This is a genomic window from Streptomyces sp. NPDC006294, from assembly GCF_042870895.1.
Lineage (GTDB): Bacteria > Actinomycetota > Actinomycetes > Streptomycetales > Streptomycetaceae > Streptomyces.
In genome coordinates this window covers 34191-58256 of record NZ_JBIAHV010000018.1, presented here as the reverse complement: position 1 = coordinate 58256, position 24066 = coordinate 34191, and the positions used below count along the sequence as shown (strand labels likewise).

Below are 24066 nucleotides of genomic sequence, written 5' to 3'. Positions count from 1 at the left end.
GGGGCAGGTGGCCGTGGTGTCGGCGGGCCGGGGCGTCCATGAGGGTGCGTACCTCGAACTCGGCGTACCCGCCCGGCCCGTCGGGCGTTCCCACGGCCGACCGGCTGCGCGACGCGTGGCTGACGAAGGTGCAGGGCGTCGTGGCGGAGCTGGACCAGGTGTCCCCGTCCGCGGCCTTCGGCAACGCCGAGGGCAGTACCCCGGGCGTCGACAGGCTCGTGCAGTCCCTCACCCCGCCGCAGCCGGACCTGCCCGCGCTGACGAAGAAGCACCCGCTGCTCCCGGCCGCCTACCGGCACGCGGCGCGGTGCGCCCCGGGCTGGAAGCCCGCCGGGGAGACGCCCGCGCCCGGCGCCTTGGGCCGCCGCCGACGGCGGCGGACGGCAGGAACACCGGCGCCTGTTCGGACGGCGAGTGCGAGGTCCTGGTGACTTCCACGGCGGACATCAGGGCGAACGGTGTGAGCGTGCATGTCTCCGTGGGCGACGACCACCTTCCGGACGGGGGGCTCCCTGATGCAGCTCGGTGGCGCGGGCGGTGAGAGTCCGCACATTTGATCGATCGTCGGTGGCGAGCAGATGATCAAACGGATAGCTTGGCCGGTGGCATTTTTCTCACGACGCGGGGGTGTCGACCATGTCGTTCGACGACGAGTGGGCTTCGGTGAAGACGGTTGCCATGCGCTTGAACAACGCCGACAGTGCGGCCGGATCCAAGCCGGGGCCGGGCTCCGCCGACTATGTGGTGGAGGACGACGAACTCGGCGACGTCGGCCATGCCGCCTACGGCCTGTTCAACGGCCTTGAATCGGCCGGCAAGCACGCGAACGCGGTCAGCGAGACCGCGGGCACGAGTCTGAAGGGTGACGGCTTCGACTCAGGTGCGGCCCTGAGTGAGGTGAACAAGACCTGGGAGACACAGGTCAAGACTCTCCTCCAGGCGTGTGCCCATATCTCCAACCACCTCAACTACACGAAGAAGTCCAACAAGGCGGAAGACGACTGGCTCGCGGCGCAGCTGCGCATCCTCGGCCCCGTCGCACCGGGCGTCGACGGCGCCGTGCCCGCGTCTCAGATCGACACGTACTTCCGATAAGGAGCCGAGCCCGACATGCCCACGTTCGAGCAGCTTCTGAACGCCAAGCTCGGCCCGCTGAACACCGCTGCAACACAGTGGACCGAGATGATCGACAAGCTGACGCAGCTCAAGACGGACGCGTCGGCCATGACGTCCAAGGCCGGCAAGTCCACCTGGCGCGGTGAGAACGCCTCCGTGACGAAGGGGTTCGTCACCAAGACGGCCAAGGAATTCAGCGACGCCGTCACCGAGGCCGAATCTGTACGCGATCTCATCCAGGACGCGTACACCCTGCTGAAGTCCGCGCAGGATGACCTGAAGACCACGTACGAGAACCCGCCACCGGGCATCACCATTTACTCCAACGGGGTGCTCAGTCACAGCGTCCACCCCGACCGCCGGTCCAAGGACAGCACCGAGGACATTGCCACAGAGGCACAGTTCGACGCCCTGCGTGACAAGCTGGAAGGCATACTCAAGCGAGCCGCCGAAGCGGACGAGCTGTGCGCCTGGGGACTCCGTGCCCTGATCAAGAACCACCCCAACGACTTCGGCAGCACGGACCTCGGCGGCATCGCCGATGCCAAGCGGATGCGCGCGGAGGAGAAGCAGCAGGCCGAGAACGGCCGTGAAGCCGCCAAGCTCTATGCCCGCTGGGAGCACCTCGACGACGAGGAGCGCGAGCGTCTGCTGACGCTGGCCGAGGGTGGCAAGGACTCACCGGCCTTCGCCGCGGAGCTCATGACAAACCTCAGCTACCGGGGCCGTGAGCAGCAGGAGGCCGTGCTCCTGCTCGCCGGGGGCCTGGAGTCCGGCGGTCGCGACGGCCAGGTCTCCAGCACCGATGCCCGCCTGTACAAGGCCCTGTCCGGCTCCCTCGCCACCGCCACCGGACCCGACTCCCCGATCGGCTCCCCGGGAGGTGTCACCTCCGCCTGGACCGACAAGCTCATCACCACGGCCCGCGACGGCAACGGCCTGCCGGCCCGACACCCCGGACAGCTCGGGGGCGGCGCCGCGGGCCTGAGCGCGCTGACGAAGCTGATGGCCGCGGACTTCGACAGCGACGAGGTGTACGACCCGAACAAGGACCCCAAGGAGAAGTCCTCGCCTTGGAAGAAGGACGAGGGCGACCCGGTCTACAGTGAGGCGTTCCTCACCGAGGTCGGCAACACCATCCGTGAGTGGGAGACGGACAACGACGACGCCTACGACGGCCACATGAAGCACTGGCAGGGCACGCAGGAGGACCCGATGAAGGGCCTGCTGAACGCCATGAGCCGCAATCCTTCCGCCTCCACCCACTACTTCGACCCGAACACCACCGACAACCTGAAGTACTTCATGGAGGACCGGCTCTGGCCGGGCGGCGACGTCGAGAGCAAGATGCCGGTCGAGACCCAGTACACCTCGGCCCGCGCCGAGTTCGGCCTCGCGCTGGAGGCCGGGGCCACCGGCCGCGTGCCCGGTTCCCCCATGCACCCGGTGCCCGCTCACCACGACGGCGCCGAGACCGCGATCTTCGAACGGGTGATGGGCGAGTACGCGACGGCGCTCAGGACGGACCAGAGCGCCGTCCCGGTCTCCATGCGCCTGCCCATGGCCGACATGATCGCCGACTACGGCTCCGACGTGCACCAGATCCTCGGCAAGAAGATGGACGGGCCGACCGACTTCAATCAGCTCGAGATCGACCGGGGCGACCTCACCCGGCTCATCCGCGGCACGGCGGAGGACCCCAACGCCTACAAGGCCATCCACGCCTCACAGACCGTGGTCGGCAGTGAGGGGCTCTCGCGGTTCCCGGCGGAGTCCTTCCGCAAGGAGGACGAGGAACTGCGGGCCTGGGTCAAGCAGTCCGCCTCAGTGCTCGGGCACCTCGACGGCGTGCGCGGCGACGTCATCTACGACCTGGGGCAGGCGGAGAAGGACGCCAACAACTGGAAGAGGATGGTCAACTACCACGTCGTCGGCGGACTGCTGACCCCCATCCCGATCATCGGCGACGGGGTCCAGCGCTCGGTGGACTGGGGCCTGAACGCGCACGTGAACACCGACAACGCCAAGGTCGACGCCGCGACCCGCGAAAACATGATCAAGCACTACGACTACGGTCAGAAGGAGATGTACGGCATGTTGCGCGGGATGGCGACCTATCGCGGGCTCACGGAAGAGGAGCTGGACGCCAGCCCCGGCGAGTACGAGGACCACCTCCAGGCGATCACCGAGCAGTGGTACGGGAACGGCATGGGCGACGCCGACAAGGCGATGGGACAGTAGCCGATGGACAAGAAGTGGCTGCCGCTGACCGTCGCGCTCGGCGCCGCCGGGGTGGCCGTCGTCACGGCGAGCCTCTGGCCTGACGGCGAGGAGAAACCGCCACTGCCACAGACCCTGTGTCATGGCGCGCTCAGCCGGCAGACGGCGGAACTGATCGACGAGGGCAAGGGGGGCGAGGTCAGCACGGAGGAGTGGGAAAGCCCGGGCAAGGGCGACCAAGCGGTGTTCCTGGGGTGCAGTGTGATGCGCGCCAACCCCGACAACGACTACCCCCGCGAGATCTTCAAACTGGTCATTTCGGACGAGCGGTACGACTCCGGCCCCAGGAAGGACTCCGTCCCCCTCGGCCCCGGATTCAAGGGCTGGGTGCGCCCCAAACAGGCCGAGGCCACGCTGCCCGCCGGCTGCGCCGCCCGCATGGGCTCGACCGCCCCGTACATCAGAGTGACGCTCCTCAAGCCCTCGAAAATGGACCCCGTCGACCGGAACACCGCGATCCGCAACAACGGGGCCGTGGTGCGGGAAGCCGCCACCAAGCTCGCCAAGAAGTACGGCTGCGCCGCCTGACCTCCGCCGCCCGCTGCCGTTCCGTGCCGCGGCGGGCGGCGCCCGCGGCAGGCCAAGGGCAACGTGTCGTCGACCGTCCCGACCCGCCGAGCACCTTGGTGTGCGCGTCAGTCGGAACGCCGTCGACCCGCCGCCTCACCGGTGACGCCGGGCTTCCCGGAAACCATGTCCTTCGCAGTGCCCGTCATACCGGCGTTCGTGTCGTCTGCGCCGAGCCGCGCGACGCGCCGACGACGTCGTGTGCGACGTCTGTGACTCCGTTCCCTGCGTGGCGCAGCTTGTGGTCGCCGACTCGGTCATCGGGGACCCCCGGAACCGGCGGCGCGCAGAGCACCGGCTGTCGTACCGGAGCAATCCCCTTGTCCACCGGTCATCAGGCCGGTCCCGGCCCACTCCGGGACCGGCCTGATGACCGGCGTTCTTGGGGCCGGTCCTCAGGGACCGGTCGTCAGGGCCGGTTCGTCAGGTAGCCGCCCATCGAGGTGAAGTACTCCGTCGCGGGCAGTTCCCGGCCGTCGTCGGTGCGGACGCGGGTGATGGCCAGGCCGTGGTTGCGGCCGGTGCGGGCGTCGGCGCCGGCGACGATCGCCACGCCCTCACCCTCGCGGTAGAAGATGCGGCCCGGCGTGCCGCCGTAGCGGCCCTCGGAGACGACGGCGGAGACGATCTCGAGCCGCCTGCCCCTGTGGAAGGTGAAGGCGCTCGGGTACGGGGCGGACTGGGCGCGGACCAGGCGCTCCAGGTCCTCGGCCGGCCAGTTCCAGTCGACGCGGATGTCCTCCTCGGCCCGCTTGTGGAAGAAGGTGGCCCGAGAGCGGTCCTGCTTGGTGAACTCGGCCTTGCCGGAGGCGATCAGGTCGAGGGCGCCGATGGTGACCGGGGCGATCAGCTCGACGGTCTTGTGGAAGAGGTCGGTGGCCGTGTCCGTGGGCTCGACGGTGACCGCGCGCTGCATGACGATGTCGCCGGCGTCGAGCTCCTCGTCCATCATGTGGGCGGTGACGCCGACTTCGGGCTCGCCGTTGATGAGCGCCCAGATCAGCGGCGAGAACCCGGCGTACTTGGGCAGCAGCGAGTCGTGGACGTTCAGCGTGCCGTGCCGGGGCAGGGTGTAGATGCGCGGCGGGATCCAGGTGCGCCAGTTGTTGGCCACGATGATGTCCGGGTCGGCCTCCTTGAGCCGCTGGAACAGCTCCTCGTCGTCGGGCCGGTTGCGGATGATGACGGGGACGCCGTGCTCCTCGGCCAGATCGGCGACGGAGTCGCTCCAGATCTTCTCGTAGGCGTGCTCGCTCTTCGGGTGGGTCACCACCGCCACCACGTCGTGTTCGGAGTCCAGGAGCGCCTGCAGGGTGCGATGGCCCCAGGTCTGATAACCGAACATGACGACCCGCATGGGGTTTCCTCCTCAGAAAGCGAATGACCGGCGACAAGTAAAGCAAGGCTTACCTAAGGATGCAACGGGCCGCAATTCGCCGCCCAGTTGGGGCGCGAACCGCCCTGGTGTCCGTTTCGTCCCGTCGACAGCGTGGCCAGATCAGGTTAGCTTTACCTAAGTTCGCTCGGCTCCGGCTCACCGGTGTGCCCGGGCTCCGCCGTTCCCCCACGCCTGACAGCACGCCTGGCAGGCGGCTGTCCCGCACGATGGGAGTGACATGTCACAGGCTCTTCCTGACGACGCACCACTGATCCACGACCTCATAGGCATCGGCTTCGGGCCGTCCAACGTGGCCATGGCGATCGCGCTCAGCGAGCACAACGCAGGCGTCGGAAGGCAGGAGGCGGTCACCGCTCACTTCTTCGAGCGGCAGCCCCGGTTCGGCTGGCACCGTGGCATGCTCATCGACGACGCGACCATGCAGGTCTCCTTCCTCAAGGACCTGGTGACGCTGCGGAACCCGAGCAGCGAGTACAGCTTCCTCTGCTATCTGCAGAGCAGGGGCCGGCTGATCGACTTCGTCAACCACAAGAACCTCTTCCCGCTGCGCGTCGAGTTCCACGACTACTTCGAGTGGGCCGCGGCGAAGGTCGACGACATGGTCTCCTACGGCCACGAGGTCGTCTCCGTCGAGCCCGTCGTGCGCGACGGCGTGGTGGAGTACCTCGACGTCACGGCCCGCTCCGGCGACGGGACCGTCGTCCACCGGGCCCGCAACCTGGTCATCGGCACAGGGCTGCGCCCCCTCATGCCGGAGGGCGTCGAGCGGACCGACCGGGTCTGGCACAACTCCGACCTGCTCGCCAAGGTGGACGGCCTGGAGGGCACCGACCCCTCCCGCTTCATCGTCGTCGGCGCCGGCCAGAGCGCCGCGGAGAACGTCGCCTATCTGCACCGCCGCTTCCCCGAGGCCGAGGTCTGCGCCGTCTTCTCGCGCTACGGCTACAGCCCCGCCGACGACAGCGGCTTCGCCAACCGCATCTTCGACCCCCAGGCGGTCGACGAGTACTACACGGCGCCCGACGACACCAAGCGCAAGCTGATGGAGTACCACGGCAACACCAACTACTCCGTGGTGGACATCGACCTGATCGACGACCTGTACCGGCAGGCATACCAGGAGAAGGTCCTGGGCACCGAGCGCCTCCGCTTCCTGAACGTCTCCCGCCTCACCGAGGTCGAGGAGAGCGGCGACACGGTCAGCGCCACCATCACCTCCCTGGTCACCGGGGAGGAGAGCCGGCTGGACGCCGACGTCGTCGTGTGCGCCACCGGTTACGCCAGCGCCGACGCCCTCGGACTGCTCGGCCCGGTCGCCGACCGCTGCCACCGCGACGAGCAGGGCCGCGTCCGCGTCGAGCGCGACTACCGCCTCGCGACCGACCCCGAACTGCGCTGCGGCATCTACCTCCAGGGCGGCACCGAGCACACCCACGGGATCACGTCCTCGTTGCTGTCGAACACGGCGATCCGGGTCGGCGAGATCCTCGACTCGGTGCTCGACTCGACCGCCGGCCGCGAGCTGAAGCCCGACCTCGCGGCGGTCCGCCAGGTCGCCGACGAAGTCGGCACCGTCCGCTAGAACCGGGCCGCCCGTTCGAAGCGCCCCACCCCCCCCCACAGCCCGCCCGGTCCGCCGGTAGCGCCGACGTACACGGCGGACAGGCAGGCAGCGCACGCAGTACACGCAACGAAGCACCGCACGCACCACCCGCACCGTGAAACCCCCGTGAAAGGAACCACCGTGTCCATTGGCACACGCCCCGCGCTGACGCGCCTCGCCAGACACATCCCCCGCGTCGCCGTCGCGGCCGTCGCCGCGCTCGCTCTGACCGCCTGTGGGGGCGGTACGGAGAAGGCCGAGTCGAAGCCCTCGACCGAGGCCAACGGGAACACCGGCGCCTTCCCGGTGACGCTGGAGCACAAGTACGGCTCCACGACCATCGAGGCGGAGCCGAAGAAGGTCGTCACGCTGGGGCTGTCGGACCAGGACGCGGTGCTCGCGCTGGGGGTCGAGCCGGTCGGCTCGGTGGACTGGTTCAAGGAGCAGCCGTACGGCAAGTGGCCGTGGGCCAAGGACCTGTGGGGTTCGACGCCGCCGCAGATCGTCGGCGAGCGCGACGAGTACAACATCGAGAAGATCGCGGCGCTCAAGCCGGATCTGATCATCGCGCAGTACTCGGGCATGAAGAAGGAGCAGTACGACACGCTCTCCAAGCTCGCCAAGGTCGTCGCCCAGCCCAAGGGCCACGAGGACTACCAGGCGCCCTGGCAGGACATGACCCGGCAGATCGGCAAGGCGCTCGGCAAGGAGGCCGAGACCAAGAAGCTGATCGCCGGCATCGACGCCCGCTTCAAGGCCGTCCGCGACAAGCACCCGGAGTGGAAGGGCAAGACCGTCACCGTCGGCGAGCCCTACGAGCCGGGCAAGTTCTCCGCGTTCTCCCCGAAGGACCCGAAGGTCATCTTCCTGTCGGAGATGGGCTTCACCACCTCGGAGAAGTACCGCGCCGCCCTCGGCAAGGAGAACATCGCGGATCTCAGCTTCGAGCGCCTCGACGTCATGGAGGCCGACCGCACGGTGTGGCTGGGCACCCCGGAGACCGAGAAGGCCATGAAGGCAGACCCGCTGTACAAGAAGACCAAGGTCCACCAGGAGAAGCGCGACCTGTTCCTCCCGTACGACAGCCCCGACATCGGCGCCGCGCTGTCCTTCAACACGGTCCTGTCGATCCCGTACGCCATCGACCAGGTCGTCCCGATGCTCGAGGCCGTCAAGTAGGTCCCGCACCGAGGAGCCGCCGCCCTGGCGGCGCCGCTCCTCGGCGGCTCCCGCCCGCCCGGCTACCCGCCGGGCGGGCGCGGAGCGCGACGCACCACCAGGGAATCGACGCACCACCAGGGAAAGGCCCCAGGAACGATGTTTGACGCCGAGTCGGACCGGACGCGCACTGCCGGCACCCCCGGTATCCCCGTCACCGGCGGGCAATCCGGCATCTGGCTCGCCCAGCAGATCGAGCCGGACAGCTCGGCCTACAACGTCTCGTTCGTCCTGGACCTGCGCGGAGACATCGACCTGGACCGCCTGGCCGCCGCCGTCCGGCAGACCGTCGAGGAGGCCGAGAGCCTGCACGTCCGGATCGTCGACGACCACGGCGTACCCCGCCAGGTGGCGTCGCCCGTCCCGGTCGACGTCCCGGTCGTCGACCTGCGCGGTGAGAGCGACCCCCTGGCCGCCGCCCACCGGTGGGCCGAGGCCGACCGGGACCGCCCCGCCGACCTCGCGGCCGCCCCGCTCTACGCCCACGCGCTGCTCCGCCTCGCCGACGACCGCGTCCGGTGGTACCAGCGCTACCACCACATCGTCATGGACGGCGCCGGCATCGCCCGGATCTCCCGCCGGGCCGGCGACCTCTACACCCACGGCGACCGGGCCGCCGTCCCCGACTGGTCGCTCGCCCGGCTGGTCGACGCCGACACCGCCCACCGCGCCTCCCGGAAGTCCGTGGAGGACCGCGCGTACTGGCTGCGGCGCATGGACGGCCGGCCGGAACCGGTACGGCTCGTGGAGCGGTCGCCGGGACTGACCCGGCGGCGTCTGCGCCGTACGGTCGAGTTCGCGCCGCCCGCCGTCGCACGGTTCCACGACGCCGCGGCCGCCGCGGGCGTACCGCTCTCCCGCATGCTGCTGGCCGCCGTCGCCGCCTATCTGCACCGGACCACCGGCGAACAGGACCTGGTCCTCGGCCTGCCCGTCACCACCCGGCAGGACCCGGCGACGCGGGACATCCCCGGCATGGTCTCCAACATCCTGCCGCTGCGTCTGACCGTTCGCCCCGACCTGACCGGCGCCCAACTCGCCGCGGCGGTCGGCACGGCTGTCGCGGAGACCGTCGACCACAGCCGCCACCGCGCGGAGGACCTGGCGCGGGACCTCGGGCTGGTCGACGGTGTGCAGGAGCTCGTCGGCCCCACCGTGAACATCCTCCCCAGCGGCGAGGGCATCCGCTTCGGCGGCCTCGACGCCGAGCTCGTGCCCCTGTGGCTCGGCCCGGTCAGCGACCTCGCGATCACCTTCGGCGACTGCGGGGGCGGCCAGGGTCTGCGCATCCAGTTCGACGCCGACGCCGACGTGTGCGACGAGGAGCGACTGACCGGCCACGAGCGGCGGTTCCTGACGCTGCTCGACGCCTTCGCGGGGGAGCCGGACCGCCCCGTGGCGCATCTCGAACTCACCTCCGCCGCCGAACGCGCCCAGCTCCTCGGCGAGTTCGGCGTGGCGCCCCGCGAGGTGGCGGAACTCTCCTGGCCCGCCGCCTTCGAGCGCCAGGTGCACAGCACGCCGGACGCCGTCGCCCTGGTCCACGAGGACCGGGAACTGTCGTACGCGGAGCTGGGCGCCGCCGCGAACCGCCTCGCCCGGCTGCTCGTCGCCCGGGGCGTCGGCGCAGAGGACGTCGTCGCCGTGGCCCTGCCGCGCTCCCCGGAGCTGGTGGTCTGCCTGCTGGCCGTGATGAAGGCGGGGGCGGCCTACCTGCCGCTGGACGCCGACCACCCGCAGGACCGGATCGCGTACATGCTGGACGACGCGGGCGCCCGGACCGTCGTGACCACGCGCGCGCTGTCCGCCGACCTGCCGGCCGCGCCGGGCGTCGCACACCTGCTGCTCGACGAGCCGGCCACGGCCGCCGAGTGCGCCGCACTGGACGACACCGACCTCGGTGTGGCCGTCGCCCTGGACCAGGCCGCGTACGTCATCTACACCTCGGGCTCCACCGGCCGCCCCAAGGGCGTCGTCGTCCCGCACGACGGCGTGGGCAGCCTCATCGCCACCGCGACCGACCGCATCGGCATCACCGCCGGGAGCCGGGTCGTCCAGTTCGCGTCCGTCGGTTTCGACGTCACCGTCTGGGACCTGATCATGTCGCTGTGCGTGGGCGGCCGGATCATCGTCGTCCCCACCGAACGCCGCGTCGCCGGGGCCGCCCTCACCGATTACATCGCGCGCCACCGCGCCACCCATATGATCCTGCCGCCGTCGCTCGTCTCGGCACTCCCGCAGGACTGCGAACTCCCCGACGGCGCCGTGCTGGTCGTCGGCACCGAAGCGGTGCCGAGCGAACTGATCGCGCGCTGGGCCGGGAGGGTCCAGGTCGTCGTCGCCTACGGCCTCACCGAGGCGAGCGTCAACTCCACGCTGTGGATCGCCGACGCCTCCCGTCCGGGCCCCGCCCCGATCGGCCGCCCCGACCCCAACACCCGCGCCTACGTGCTCGACTCGGCACTGCGCCCCGTCCCCGTGGGGACCGAGGGCGAGCTGTACGTCGCCGGGCGCGGCCTCGCCCGCGGCTACCGGGGCCGGGCCGCTCTCACCTCCGAGCGTTTCGTGGCCGACCCGTTCGGCGCGCCGGGCACGCGGATGTACCGGACGGGCGACCGGGTGCGCTGGGGCGCGGACGGCAACCTCGAGTTCCTCGGCCGGGCGGACGGCCAGATCAAGATCCGCGGCCACCGCATCGAGCCCGGCGAGATCGAGAGCGCCTTCATGGCCTGCTCCGGCATCGCCCAGGCCGCCGTCCTCGTCCGCGAGGACCACCGCAGTGTGAAGCGGCTCGTCGCCTACCTGGTCACGGACACCGGAACGGACGCCGAGGCCGCCGTGTCGGCCGCGCGTGCCCGGATCGCCGACAGCCTCCCCGACTACATGGTCCCCTCCGCCGTCGTCCGCCTCGACGGACCGCTGCCGCTCACGCCCAACGGCAAGCTCGACCGCCGGGCCCTGCCCGAGCCCCGGTGGACGGCGATGGGCGGCGACGACGCGCCCACCACCCCCGCGCAGACCGCGCTCGCCGGACTGTTCGCCGAGGTGCTCGGCCTGCCGTCGGTGGGCGTCCACGACAGCTTCTTCGAGCTGGGCGGCGACAGCATCGTCGCGATCCAGCTCGTCAACCGCGCCCGCGAGGCCGGTCTCACGCTCACCCCGCGCGACATGTTCCGGCACCGTACGGTCGCGGCTCTCGCCCGCCTCACGGGCGAGGCGGTGCACCCCCCGCGCGCCGCGAGCCGTGAAGTGCCGCCCCCGTTCTCGCTCGTCACGCTGACCGACGCCGAGCGCGCCGAGTGCGAGGCCGCCGTGCCGGACCTGGCGGACGCCGTGCCGGCCACCCCGCTCCAGGAGGGCTTCTACTTCCACGCCTCCGTCGACGACACCGGCGCGGACGGTTACGCCGTGCAGGACACCGTGGAACTGGCCGGCGACGTCGACCCCGAGGCCCTGCGGAGCGCCGTCCAAGGACTCCTCGACCGCCACCCGCTGCTGCGCGCCGCCTTCCACCAGCTGCCGGACGGCAGGATCGTGCAGCTCGTCGGCGAGCGCGTCACCCTGCCCTGGAGTTTCGACGACCTGTCCGGCCAGGACCCCGACAGCCGCGCGGCGGCGGCCGGCGCCGTCGCGGCGCGGGAGCGGGCGGAGGGCTTCGACCTGGCCGTACCGCCCCTGCTGCGGGCCGCCCTGATCCGCCACGGCGCGGACCGCTCGCAACTGGTGCTCACCCTCCACCACATCGTGGTCGACGGCTGGTCGGTGTCGCTCCTGATGCGCGACCTGCTCAGCGGCTACCGGCCCGGCACCGAGTCCCCCCGGCCGCAGGAGGACCCGGCGTACCGGGCGTACGCGGGCTGGCTCGCCGCACGCGACCGGGACGGCGCGCCGGCCGCCTGGCGCGACGCGCTGGCGGGCTACGACGGCCCCGCCAGGCTCCCCGTACGGTCCGCGGACACCGGCGAGGGCCGCACCGGCACGATCGGCGTGGAGCTGACCGCGGCGGACACCGCCGCGCTCACCGCACGGGCCCGCGCGCTGGGACTGACCCTCGGCAGTGTCGTCCAGGGCGGCTTCGGGCTCCTGCTCGGGGACGCCACCGGCAGCCGCGACGTGGTCTTCGGCAGCACCGTCTCGGGCCGCCAGGCCGCCGTCGAAGGCGTGGAGAGTCTGGTCGGCCTCCTCATCAACACCCTTCCCGCGCGGCTGCGGTGGCGCCCCGAGCAGTCCCTCGTGGACGTGCTCACCCGCTTCCAGGACGAGCAGGCCGAACTGCTCGACCACCAGCACGTGGGCCTCGCCGAGATCCAGCGAACCGTGGGACGCGGCGAGCTGTTCGAGGCACTGGTCGTCGTCGAGAACCTCCCCGAGGCCGGTGAACCCTCCGACCCGGCCGGACAGGTCCGGATCACCGGCTCGCACATCCGCGACGCCGTCCACTACCCGCTGGCCCTCACCGTCCTGCCCGGCGAGCGGCTCCGGCTGCGCCTGGACCACGACCCGGCCCGCCTCGACGCCGTGGCCGCCCGCCGGTTCGCCGGCCGGCTGCGGGCCCTGCTCGACCAGCTCGTCACCGACCCGCTCCGCCCGGTGGCCGGGCTCGCCCTGCAAGCCCCCGGCGAGGAGCGTGCCGCCCTCGACCTGCTGGCCGGCCCGGACCGCGGCCTGCCCGGCGACACCCTGCACACGGCCTTCACCCGGCAGGCCCGCCGCACGCCGGAGGCCACCGCGCTGATCCACGAGGCGGGACGGACGACCTACGCCGAACTGGACGCGCGCGCCGACGCGCTGGCCGCCACCCTGCTGGCCCGGGGCGTGACGCCCGGGTCCGTCGTCGCCGTCGCCGTCCCCCGCTCCGCCGAGACCCCGGCCGCGCTGCTCGGCGTGCTCAAGGCGGGTGCCGCCTATCTGCCGGTCGACGTCGACTACCCGGCCGACCGGGTGCGGTACCTGCTCGAGGACTCCGGGGCGCGGACCGTCGTCGTCACCGCCGCGTCCCGGACCCGGCTGCCCGCCCTCGACGGCGTGACCCACGTCGTCACCGGTGAGGACCCGGCCGCAGCCGCTCCCGTCGTCACCGGCGAGGAGAGGCCCGCGAGCGCCCCGGTCCCGGTGGACGTCCACCCGGACAGCGCCGCGTACCTGATCTACACCTCCGGCTCCACCGGCCGCCCCAAGGGCGTCGTCGTCCCCCACCGCGCGGTCGTCGGCCAACTCGCCTGGACCGCCGAGCGGTTCGGCTACGGCCCCGACGAGCGGGTGCTCCACCAGTACTCGACCAGCTTCGACCCGTCCGTACTGGAGATCTTCGCGCCGCTGCTCACCGGCGGCGCCGTGGTGATCGCCCGTCCGGACGGCCACCGGGACCCGGCGTACCTCGTCGACCTGATCCGCACCGAGCGGGTCACCGGCCTCGACCTCGTGCCCTCCCTCTACGGCGCGCTGCTCGCCGAAGAGGCGGGGGAGTGGTGGGCGAGCCTGCGCCGCGCCTTCAGCGGCGGCGAGGCCCTGCCCGTGCCGCTCGCCCGCCGCTGGCAGGAGCGCACCGGAGTGCCGCTGTTCAACGTGTACGGGCCCACCGAGGCCGTCATCCAGGTCACCAGCTGGGAAGCGGGCTCCGCCCCGGCGGACGGTGCCACCGTGCCCATCGGGCGGCCGGTGTGGAACACCCGCCTCTACGTCCTCGACCGCCACCTCCGTCCCGTCGCGGAGGGCGAGCCGGGGGAGCTCTACATCGCGGGCGCGCAACTCGCCCGCGGCTATCACGCACGCGCCGCGCTGACCGCGGAGCGTTTCGTCGCCGACCCGTTCGGCGAGCCGGGGGAGCGGATGTACCGCACCGGCGACATGGTCCAGTTCAGTGGAGACGGTGTGCTCACCTACCTCGGGCGCACCGACCACCAGGTCAAGATCAGGGGTAACCGGGTGGAGCTCGGGGAAATCGAGGCCCGGCTGCGCGACGAGCCGGCCGTCGCCGACGCCGTCGTCACGGCACGCGACGACGAGCGCGGGATCAAGCAGCTGGTCGCCTATCTGGTTCCGGCCGCCGGAACGCCGGAGCTGGACACCGAGGCCGTACGCGCCGCGCTGAGCGGTTCGCTGCCCGCGCCCATGGTGCCCACCCACTTCGTACGGCTCGACGCGCTGCCGCTGACCCCCGGCGGGAAGACCGACCTCAAGGCGCTGCCCGCCCCCGAGGCCCCGAGGCGCAGCCGTACCGCGAGTGCGCGCGAGGGCTGCGAGCAGCGGCTGTGCGGCATCTTCGCCGAGGTGCTCGGCATCGACGGGGTCGACGCGGACGAGGACTTCTTCGTCCTGGGCGGCGACAGCATCCTGTCCATGGCGGTCTCCAGCCGTGCCCGCAAGGCCGGTCTGGCGGTGACCCCGCGCGACGTCTTCGAGTACCGGACCCCGGCCGCCCTGGCGGCCGCCGCCGGTGCGGCGACCGCGGCCCCGGAGCCCGCCGCCGACACGGACGGCGTCGGTGACATCCCGCTGCTGCCGATCGTCCACCAGCTCCGCGAGGACGGCGGCACGATCAGCCGCTTCAACCTCTCCATGCTGCTCCAGGCGCCCGCCGCCGCCGACACCGGGAAGCTGACACGGGTCCTTCAGACGGTCCTCGACCACCACGACGGCCTGCGGCTCACCCTCACCCGCATGGACCTCGGTCCGGCGATCCCCGCCCTCTGGTCCGCGCTGACGGTGCCGGCGGGCCAGGTCGACGCGGCCGCGCTGCTCCGCCGGGTCGACGTGCGCGGCCTCGACGAGTCCGCGCTGCGTACCGCCGTCCGCGAGGAGTCCCACGCCGCGGCCGGCCGTCTCGACCCCGACGCGGGCGTGACGGTGCAGGCCGTCTGGTTCGACGCCGGCCCGGACCGGCCCGGCCGGCTGCTGCTGGTCGTCCACCACCTCGTCATCGACGGCGTGTCCTGGCGCGTGCTGCTCGGCGACCTCGCCACCGCGTGGGACGCCGTGGCACGCGGCGCGTCCCCGGAGCTCGAGCCGGTGCCGACCTCCCTGCGGAGGTTCGCCCGCGACGTCGCCGAGCAGGCCGGCTCCCCGCAGCGTCAGGCCGAACTGCCCTACTGGGTCAGGACATTGGCGCCCGGGGCCGACCTGGTCGCCCAAGCCGCCCGCACCGGTACGGTCGGCGCGGCCCGCGAGCACGTCGTGACCCTGCCCGCGGAGGAGACCCGCGCGCTGCTCACCTCCGTACCCGCGGCGGCCGGCGCCGACGTCACCGAGGTGCTGCTCACGGCCCTGCGGCGCGCCGTCACCCGGTGGCGCCCGGACGCCGACGGCGACCTGCTGGTCGACCTGGAGCGCCACGGACGGGACGGCACGGACGCCGACCTGTCCCGCACCGTGGGCTGGTTCACCAGCCTCCACCCGGTGCGGCTGCCCGCCGCCGGCGACCCGCTCGACGCGCTCAAGCAGGTCAAGGAGTCCGTCCGCTCCGCCCCGGACTCGGGCGCCGGATACGGGATGCTGCGCTACCTCAACCCGCAGCTCGCCCCGGTGTTCGCCCAGCTGTCCACCGCCCAGGTGCTGTTCAACTACTTCGGCCGCCTCCCCGCGGAGCAGACCCGCGACTGGGCGCCCGCCGTCGAGTCCGACGCGCTCGCCGTCGAACCCGACGCCGACCTCGCGATGCCCTACGCGCTCCAGGTCAACGCCGTCTGCGCGGACACCCCGAACGGCCCCGAACTGCGCGCCACCTGGACCTGGCCCGAGGGCGACGCGCTCACCGAGGAGGACGTCCGCGCACTGGGCGGCGCCTGGGCCGACGCCCTGCGCGACCTCGTCGCCGGCGCCGCCGCGCCCGGCGCGCGGCCCTCCCTCACCCCCTCCGACGTGCCGCTGGTCACCCTCTCCCAGGGCGACATCGAGCTGGTCGAACGGGTGAGCCCGGCGCCGGTGGCCGACATCTGGCCGCTGTCGCCGCTCCAGGAAGGCATCTACTTCCACGCCAGTTACGACACGGACGCGCTCGACGTCTACACCGCCCAGGACACCTTCGACTTCGACCGCCGGCTCGACGCCGGCCGGCTGCGCGCCGCCGTCGCGACCCTGCTGCGCCGGCACCCCAGCCTGTGCGCGGGCATCGTCAGCGACGGTCTTCCCGAGCCCGTGCAGTTCGTCTGCCCGGCCGCCGAACTGCCCGTACCGCTCACCGAGGTCGACCTGACCGGGCTGAGCCGCGCCGAACGTGAGGCGCGGCTCGCCGAGATGTCCGACGCCGACCGGCGGCAGCGGTTCGACCTCGCCGCGCCCCCGCTGTTCCGGCTCACCCTGTTCCGGCTCACCGACACCACCGACCGGCTGATGCTCAGCCACCACCTGGTCGCGTGGGACGGCTGGTCCCAGTCCCTCTTCCTCGACGAACTGCTCGGCCTGTACGCGGCCGCCGGCGACGACAGCGCCCTGCCCGCCGCCGGCAGCTACCGCGACTACCTGAGCTGGCTCGCCGGCCAGGACTTCGACGCGGCCCGCGACACCTGGCGCGGCGCGCTGGCCGGACTCGACGAGCCGACCCTCGTCGCCCGCGAGCGCGGTGACGAGCCCACCATCCCGCGCCGCCGCACCCTCAGCCTCGGCCGCGCCCTCAGCGACCGGCTGCGCGGCTTCGCCCGCGAGCACGGACTGACCATCAACGCGGTGCTCTCCACCGCGTGGGCGCTCGTCCTGTCCTCCGCCGTGGGCCGTGACGACGTGACCTTCGGCGCCACGGTCGCCGGACGCCCGGCCGACGTGCCCGGAGTCGACAGCACGATCGGCATGTTCCTCAACACCGTGCCCCAGCGGATCACCCTCGACCCCGCCGAGCCGGTCGGCGACCTGCTGCGCCGCGTCCAGCGCGAGCGCGTCGCCCTGATGGACCACGAGTACCTGGGCCTCGCCGAACTCCAGCGCGCCGGCGGCCACCCCACCCTCTTCGACACCCTGTACGTCCTGCAGAACTTCGCCGACGAGGGCGCCTTCCGGGAACTCACCGAGCGCCACGGCATCACGGGCGTCGGCAGCGTCGACGCCACCCACTACCCGATGACCCTCATCGTCAACCCGGCGCAGACGGTCCAGGCCAAGCTGGAGTACCGCCCCGACCTGATCGGCGACGAGCAGGCCGCGGCCACCCTCGACCGCTTCGGCGCCCTGGTCGAACGGCTCGTCGGCGACCTGACGACCCGTGTCGGCGCCCTCGACCTGCTGCTGCCCGGCGAGCGCGAGATCCTCTGCGCCGACCGCGCCGCCGGCCGGGAGCCGGTGCCGAACGAGACCGTCGCCGACATGCTGACCGCCCAGGTGGCCCGTACGCCCGACGCGGTGGCCCTCGTCTTCGGCGAGCGGGCCCTCACCTACGCACAGCTCGACGCGCACATCAACCGGATCGCCCGGCTGCTGCTCGCCCGCGGCGCGGGACCGGAGACCGCCGTCGCGCTCGCGCTGCCGCGCTCCATCGACATGGTGGCCGCGCTCTTCGCCGTCCTGCGCACCGGCGCCGCGTATCTGCCGCTGGACCTGGACCACCCGGCCGACCGGCTGCGGATGATGGTCGAGGACACCCGGCCGCTCTGCCTGCTGTCCACGGCCGCCGTCGCCCCCGCCCTGCGCGGCGAGGCAGGCCCCGCCGCGCCCGAACTCCTCCTGGACGACGAGGCCGTGGCCGCCGAACTGGCCGCTCTGCCCGGCGGCACGATCACCGACGCCGAGCGGCCCGCGTTCGCCTCCGACCGGGCGGACCGCCTCGAGCACCCGGCGTACATCATCTACACCTCCGGCTCGACCGGCCGGCCCAAGGGCGTCGTCACCCCGTACCGCGGCCTGACGAACATGCAGCTCAACCACCAGAAGGAGATCTTCGACCCGGCGATCGCCGCGGCCGGCGGCCGGCGGCTGCGCATCGCGCACACCGTGTCCTTCGCCTTCGACATGTCCTGGGAGGAGCTGCTCTGGCTCGTCGAGGGACACGAGGTGCACGTCTGCGACGAGGAGTTGCGCCGCGACGCCGAGGCGCTGGTCGCCTACTGCGACCGGCACCGGGTCGACGTGGTCAACGTGACGCCCACGTACGCCCAGCTCCTCATCGAGGAGGGCCTGCTCGACGCCGACGAGACGGCCGGTAAGCACCGCCCCGCGCTGGTCCTGCTCGGCGGCGAGGCGGTGTCGGACACGGTGTGGAGCGAACTGCGCCGCACCGAGGGCTGCTACGGCTACAACCTGTACGGGCCGACCGAGTACACGATCAACACGCTCGGCGGCTCGACCACCGACAGCGCGACCCCCACCGTCGGCGTGCCCATCCGCAACACCCGCGCCCACGTCCTCGACGCCATGCTGCGGCCCGTCCCGCCCGGCTGCCCGGGCGAGCTCTACATCGCGGGCACCGGACTGGCCCGCGGCTACCACGACCGGCCCGGCCTGACCGCGGAGCGGTTCGTCGCCGACCCGTTCGGCGAGCCGGGGGAGCGGATGTACCGCACCGGCGACCTGGTGCGCCGCCGGCCGGACGGTCTGCTGGACTTCCTCGGCCGCACCGACGACCAGGTCAAGATCCGCGGCTACCGCATCGAACTGGGCGAGATCGCCTCCGCCCTGTCCACCCACCCCCAGGTCACCCACGCCGCCGTGGTCGTGAACGAGGCCACCGGGACCAAGCGCCTGGTCGGCTACGTCGTCACGGACGACGGCGCCCGGGCGGGCGAGGACCTGCTCCAGCGGCTGCGCGACCACGTGAAGGCCGGCCTGCCGGACTACATGGTCCCCTCCGCGCTCGTCGCCGTGGACACACTGCCGCTGACCGTCAACGGCAAGCTCGACGTCCGGGCCCTGCCCGCACCCGACTTCGCCGGCACCGGCCCCAGCCGCGCCCCGCGCACCCCGCGCGAGGAGACGCTGTGCGCCCTCTTCGCCGAGGTGCTCGGCCTGCCCGCGGGCAGCGTCGGCATCGACAGCGACTTCTTCGAGCTCGGCGGCCACTCCCTGCTCGCCACCCGCCTGGTCAGCCGCGCCCGCACCGCGCTCGACACCGAACTGGCCATCCGCGACCTGTTCGAGGCGCCGACCGTCGCCGAACTGGCGGTACGGGCGGCCCGCTCCGGTGGCGCCGCCCGCCCCGCGCTGACCGCCGGCGAGCGGCCCGAGGAGCTGCCGCTGTCCCACGCCCAGCAGCGGCTGTGGGTCGTCCAGCAGATCGAGTACACCTCGTCCGCGTACAACTTCCCGCTGGTGATGCGGCTGCGCGGCGCGCTGGACACCGACGCGTGGACCGCCGCGCTCGCCGACGTCACCGCCCGCCACGAGGCCCTGCGCACGGTGTTCGCCGCGCGCGACGGCCAGGCGTTCCAGCGGGTCCTGCCGCCCGAGGAGGCCCGGCCGGTGGTCGAGCACCGCCGCGCCACCGAGGACGAGCTGCCCGGCATCGTCGACGCGGAGACCGGCCGGCCCTTCGACCTCGCCGCCGAACTGCCGCTGCGGGCCACGGTCGTGGAGCTCGCGCCCGACGACTACGTCGTCATCCTGCTGCTGCACCACATCACCACCGACGAGTGGTCCGACCGCCCCTTCCTGCGCGACCTGGCCGCCGCCTACGCGGCCCGCCTCTCCGGTGCGGCGCCCGACCGGGAGCCCCTGCCCGTCCAGTACGCCGACTACGCCCTGTGGCAGCAGCGCCTCCTCGGCGACCCGGCCGACGCGGACAGCCTGGCCGCCCGGCAGCTGGACTACTGGCAGTCGACGCTCGCCGGCGCCCCCGAAGAGCTCGAACTGCCCACCGACCGGCCCCGGCCCGCCCGCCCCGCGTTCACCGGAGCCGAGCTGGACATCGACTTCGACGCCGACGTCCACGCGGGTCTGAAGCGGCTCGCCCGCGAGAGCGGCGCGAGCATGTTCATGGTCGTGCACGCCGCCGTGGCCGCCCTGCTGCACCGCATGGGCGCGGGCACGGACATCCCCCTCGGCTCGCCCATCGCGGGCCGCGGCGACGAGGCGCTGGACGACCTGGTCGGCTTCTTCGTCAACACCCTCGTGCTCCGCACCGACCTGAGCGGCGACCCGAGCTTCACCGAGCTGCTGACCCGCGTCCGCGAGACGGACCTGGCGGCCTTCTCCCACGCCGACGTGCCGTTCGAGGCGGTCGTCGAGAAGCTCAACCCGGCCCGCTCGCTCTCCCGCAACCCGCTGTTCCAGGTGATGGTCGGCTACCACGCCCGCACCGGCGACGAACTCGGACTGGCCGGACTCCAGGTCGAGTACGTGCCCTTCCGCATCCGCTCCGCCAAGTTCGACCTGGTCTTCAGCTTCACCGAGCACACGGACGGCGACGGCTCGGACGGCTCCCTGGTCTGCCGCCTGGAGTTCGCCACCGAACTGTTCGACCACGAGACCGCCGAGCGGATCGCCGACCGGCTCCGGGCGCTCGTCGCCGCCCTCGTCGCCGCGCCCGAACGGCCCGTCTCGCAGGCGGAGATCCTCGCCGCCGACGAACGCCACCTGGTCCTGGAGGGCTTCAACGACGCCCCGCGGCCGGTCGACGAGGAGACCCTGCCCGCGATGTTCGCGCGCAGGCTCGCCGAACGGCCCGACGCCGTCGCCGTCGTGGACCGCTCCCGCTCGGTGACGTACGAGCGCCTCGACGCGCGGGCCAACCGGATCGCCCGGCTGCTGGCCGCGCGCGGCGTCGGCGCCGGCAGCGTGGTCGGCGTCGCCGTGCCCCGCTGCGCGGACATGGTCGCCGCGGTGCTCGCCGCGCTCAAGCTCGGGGCCGCGTTCCTGCCGCTCGACCTGGCCCACCCCGCCGACCGGCTCGCCTACATGATCGAGGACTCGCGGGCGGCCCTCGTCGTCGGCACCGAGTCCGTGGCCGGGAAGATCCCGGACGTCGCGGGCGCAGGGGTGGTGCTGCTCGACGAGCCGTCCGTGGCCGCCGAGCTGGACGGACTGGCCGAGACCGCCGTCGAGTCCCGGCCGGTGCCGCTGGACCAGCCCGCGTACGTGATCTACACCTCCGGTTCGACCGGCCGCCCCAAGGGCGTGGTCGTCCCGCACGAGGGCATCGCCAGCCTGGTCGCCACCGCGGTCGACCGGATGGGTCTGGAACGCGACAGCCGGGTGCTCCAGTTCGCCTCGATCGGCTTCGACGTCTTCGTCTTCGAACTGTCGATGGCGCTGTGCCACGGCGGCCGGCTCGTCCTCATCACCGACGAGGCCCGGGTCGCCGGACCCGCGCTGACCGACTTCCTCGCGGACCAGCGGATCAGCCACATGATCCTGCCCCCGTCCCTGGTCTCCGCCCTCCCGCCCGGGTGCCGGCTGCCCGAGGGCTCGACCGTCCTCGTCGGCACCGAGACGGTGCCGCCGGACCTGTTCGAGCGCTTCGGCGCCACGGCGCATCTGATCTGCGCGTACGGCCTGACCGAGGCGACGGTCAACTCCACGCTGTGGCGCGCCCGCGAACACGGCGGCCGCCCCTCCGGCCGGGTCCCCATCGGCCGGCCCGACCCCAACACCCGCTGCTACGTCCTCGACGACCGGCTGCGGCCCGTCCCCCCGGGCGTCGTCGGCGAGCTGTACGTCGCCGGACGCGGCCTCGCCCTCGGCTACCTCGGCAGGGCCGGGCTGACCTCGGAGCGGTTCGTCGCCGACCCGTACGGCCCGCCCGGCAGCCGCATGTACCGCACCGGTGACCGCGCCCGCTGGCGCACCGACGGCAACCTCGACTTCCTCGGCCGCGTCGACACCCAGGTCAAGGTGCGCGGCTTCCGTATCGAACTCGGCGAGATCGAGGCGGCCCTCGCCTCCCACCCGTCGGTCGCCCAGGCCGCCGTCCTGCCGGACCGCGACGGCGACATCGTGCGCCTCGTCGGCTACGCCGTACCGGAGACCGGGGAACTCGACCCGCACGCGCTGCGCGCCCACGTCGCCGGGCTGCTGCCCGAGTACATGGTCCCGACGCTCGTCGTACCGCTGGACGGGCCCCTTCCGCTGACGCCCAACGGCAAGCTCGACCGCAAGGCGCTGCCCGCGCCGGACTGGTCCGCGCTGGCCGGCGACGCGAGCCCGGCGACCCGGACACAGGCCCGCCTGGCCGAGCTGTTCTGCGAGATCCTCCGGCTGGAGAAGGTCGGCGTCCACGACAACTTCTTCGCGCTCGGCGGCCACTCCATGGCCTCCATGCGGCTCCTGGGCCGTATCCGTACGGAGTTCGGCGTCGAGCTGAGCATCCGGGACGTCTTCGACGCGCTGACCGTCGCCGGCCTCGCGGGCAAGCTGGAGGGCGCGGTGGCCGCCCGTCCGGCGCTTCGGCCCGCCGAAGTCACCGAGGACACGGCCGGCGCACCGCTGCCGGCCGCCCCGGTCCAGCGCTGGGAGTGGCAGTCCCACCGCCGCACCCCCGGCTTCGACCACGCGCTGGCCCTGCGCGTACCGGACGGCGGCCTGGACGCCGTCGCGCTCGCCGACGCCCTCGCCGACGTGGTGGCCCGTCACGAGCCGCTGCGCACGGCGTTCACCGAACACGACGGCGCGGTCCTCCAGCGGCCGGCCGAGGCCCCGGCCCTCGCGCTCGACCGGTGCGCGGACCTGGACGCCCGTCTCGCCGAACTCGCCGCGCAGACCCCGGACCTGGAGCGGCAGGCCCCGCTGCGGGCGACCCTGCTCACCGACCCGGCCGGCCACCAGGCGCTGCTCCTGACCTCGCACTACCTCGCGGTGGACGAGTGGTCGGTGGTGCCGCTGTTCCGCGACCTCACCACGGCGTACGCGGCCCGCGTCGCCGGCTCGGCGCCCGACTGGGAGCCGCTGCCGGTGACGTACGCCGACTACACCCGCTGGGCGCACGAGGTCCTCGGAGACCTCGCCGACCCGGACAGCCTGGGCGGTCGGCAGCTCGCCCACTGGCGGGCCGCCCTCGAGGACGTACCCGCCCGGCTGGACCTCCCGACGGACGCCCCGCGCCCCGGCGCCGAGGGCGGCGGCTACTTCGGGTTCGTCCTGGACGAGCGACTGCACGCGGCCGTCGACGAACTGGCCCGGGCGAGTGGCACCAGCATGTTCATGGTCCTGCACTCGGCCCTGGCCGCGCTGCTCACCGCGCACGGCGCGGGCACCGACCTGCCCATCGGCACGATGGTCGCCGGCCGTGGCGACGACCAGCTTGCCGACCTCGTCGGCTGCTTCCTCAACACGGTGGTGCTGCGCACCGACACGGCCGGCGACCCGGCCTTCGCGGAGCTGCTCACCCGGGTACGGGAGACCACCCTCGGCGCCCTCGACCGGCAGGACGTCCCGTTCGACGCGGTCGTCCGCGCGACCGGACTGCCCCCGCGGGGCCCGCAGGTCATGGTGATCCACCACGAACAGGCGGACCTCGGGCAGTTGGAGGGCGGCCTGGGCTCCTTCCACGCCGTCCCCACCCGCGCGGCACGGGCCGAACTGACCCTGAGCTTCTACGAACCCCGGGGCGACGGCCCGGTGCACTGCGAACTGATCCACGCCGCCGGCGTGCTCGGCCCGGACAAGGCCCGGCAGCTCGCCGAAGAACTCCAGACCCTGCTGCGCACCGCGGCGACCGACCCGGAACAGCCGCTCTCCGAGCTGTTCACCGCAAAGTCCACGTCCACGAGGAGTGACGACGCATGAGCACCAACCCGTTCGAGGACCCGCAGGGCCGCTTCCTGGTCCTGGTCAACGACGAGAACCAGCACTCGCTGTGGCCCTCCTTCGCGGAGGTCCCGGCCGGCTGGCGCACGGCCTTCGGCGACGACACCCGCGAGGCGTGCCTCGCGTACGTCGAGTCCCACTGGACGGACCTCCGCCCCAAGAGCCTCGCGGCCCAGCAGTCCTGACCCGCGCCCCGGCCCGGGTACGCCGCCGCCCGTGGAGG

General features: G+C 72.7%; 9 protein-coding genes. 8 read left to right on the top strand and 1 reads right to left on the bottom strand.

The genetic code is table 11. The features are described 5' to 3' along the window. Nucleotides 1-38: 38 nt before the first annotated feature. The 4 genes from ACFYOP_RS27800 (at nt 39) to ACFYOP_RS27785 (ending at nt 3924) form a co-directional block, all read left to right on the top strand. The gene (locus tag ACFYOP_RS27800) at nt 39-431 is read left to right on the top strand and encodes a hypothetical protein (RefSeq protein WP_356897747.1); all 393 of its coding nucleotides are present in this window, start codon (nt 39-41) and stop codon (nt 429-431) included. A gap of 205 nt (nt 432-636) precedes the next feature. Then, nucleotides 637-1095: a hypothetical protein gene (locus ACFYOP_RS27795; RefSeq protein WP_356897748.1), complete on the top strand. Its 459-nt coding sequence runs from the start codon at nt 637-639 to the stop codon at nt 1093-1095. Nucleotides 1096-1110: 15 nt separating this feature from the next. Then, entirely contained in the window at nt 1111-3357 is a 2247-nt protein-coding gene (locus ACFYOP_RS27790; RefSeq protein WP_356897749.1) for a DUF6571 family protein, read from the top strand. Nucleotides 3358-3360: 3 nt separating this feature from the next. Further along, complete coding sequence (locus ACFYOP_RS27785) at nt 3361-3924, top strand: hypothetical protein (RefSeq protein WP_356897750.1); 564 nt, start codon at nt 3361-3363, stop codon at nt 3922-3924. Between the two features lie 448 nt (nt 3925-4372). Here ACFYOP_RS27785 and ACFYOP_RS27780 read toward each other — a convergent pair whose 3' ends face one another. Continuing rightward, the gene (locus ACFYOP_RS27780; RefSeq protein ID WP_356897751.1) at nt 4373-5320 is read right to left on the bottom strand and encodes a methionyl-tRNA formyltransferase; all 948 of its coding nucleotides are present in this window, start codon (nt 5318-5320) and stop codon (nt 4373-4375) included. 259 nt (nt 5321-5579) lie between these two features. Here ACFYOP_RS27780 and ACFYOP_RS27775 point away from each other — a divergent pair, with 259 nt between their 5' ends. The 4 genes from ACFYOP_RS27775 to ACFYOP_RS27760 all read left to right on the top strand — a co-directional run bounded on the left by ACFYOP_RS27775 (nt 5580) and on the right by ACFYOP_RS27760 (nt 24028). Then, entirely contained in the window at nt 5580-6944 is a 1365-nt protein-coding gene (locus tag ACFYOP_RS27775) for a lysine N(6)-hydroxylase/L-ornithine N(5)-oxygenase family protein (RefSeq protein ID WP_356897752.1), read from the top strand. A 162-nt stretch (nt 6945-7106) separates the two neighbouring features. Further along, a complete protein-coding gene (locus ACFYOP_RS27770) occupies nt 7107-8144 on the top strand; it encodes an iron-siderophore ABC transporter substrate-binding protein (RefSeq protein WP_356897753.1) in 1038 nt (345 codons plus the stop codon). Between the two features lie 138 nt (nt 8145-8282). Continuing rightward, entirely contained in the window at nt 8283-23822 is a 15540-nt protein-coding gene (locus ACFYOP_RS27765; RefSeq protein WP_356897754.1) for an amino acid adenylation domain-containing protein, read from the top strand. Continuing rightward, nucleotides 23819-24028: an MbtH family protein gene (locus tag ACFYOP_RS27760; RefSeq protein ID WP_356897755.1), complete on the top strand. Its 210-nt coding sequence runs from the start codon at nt 23819-23821 to the stop codon at nt 24026-24028. The genes ACFYOP_RS27765 and ACFYOP_RS27760 overlap by 4 nt, the downstream gene beginning before the upstream one ends. The last annotated feature ends 38 nt before the right edge of the window (nt 24029-24066 follow it).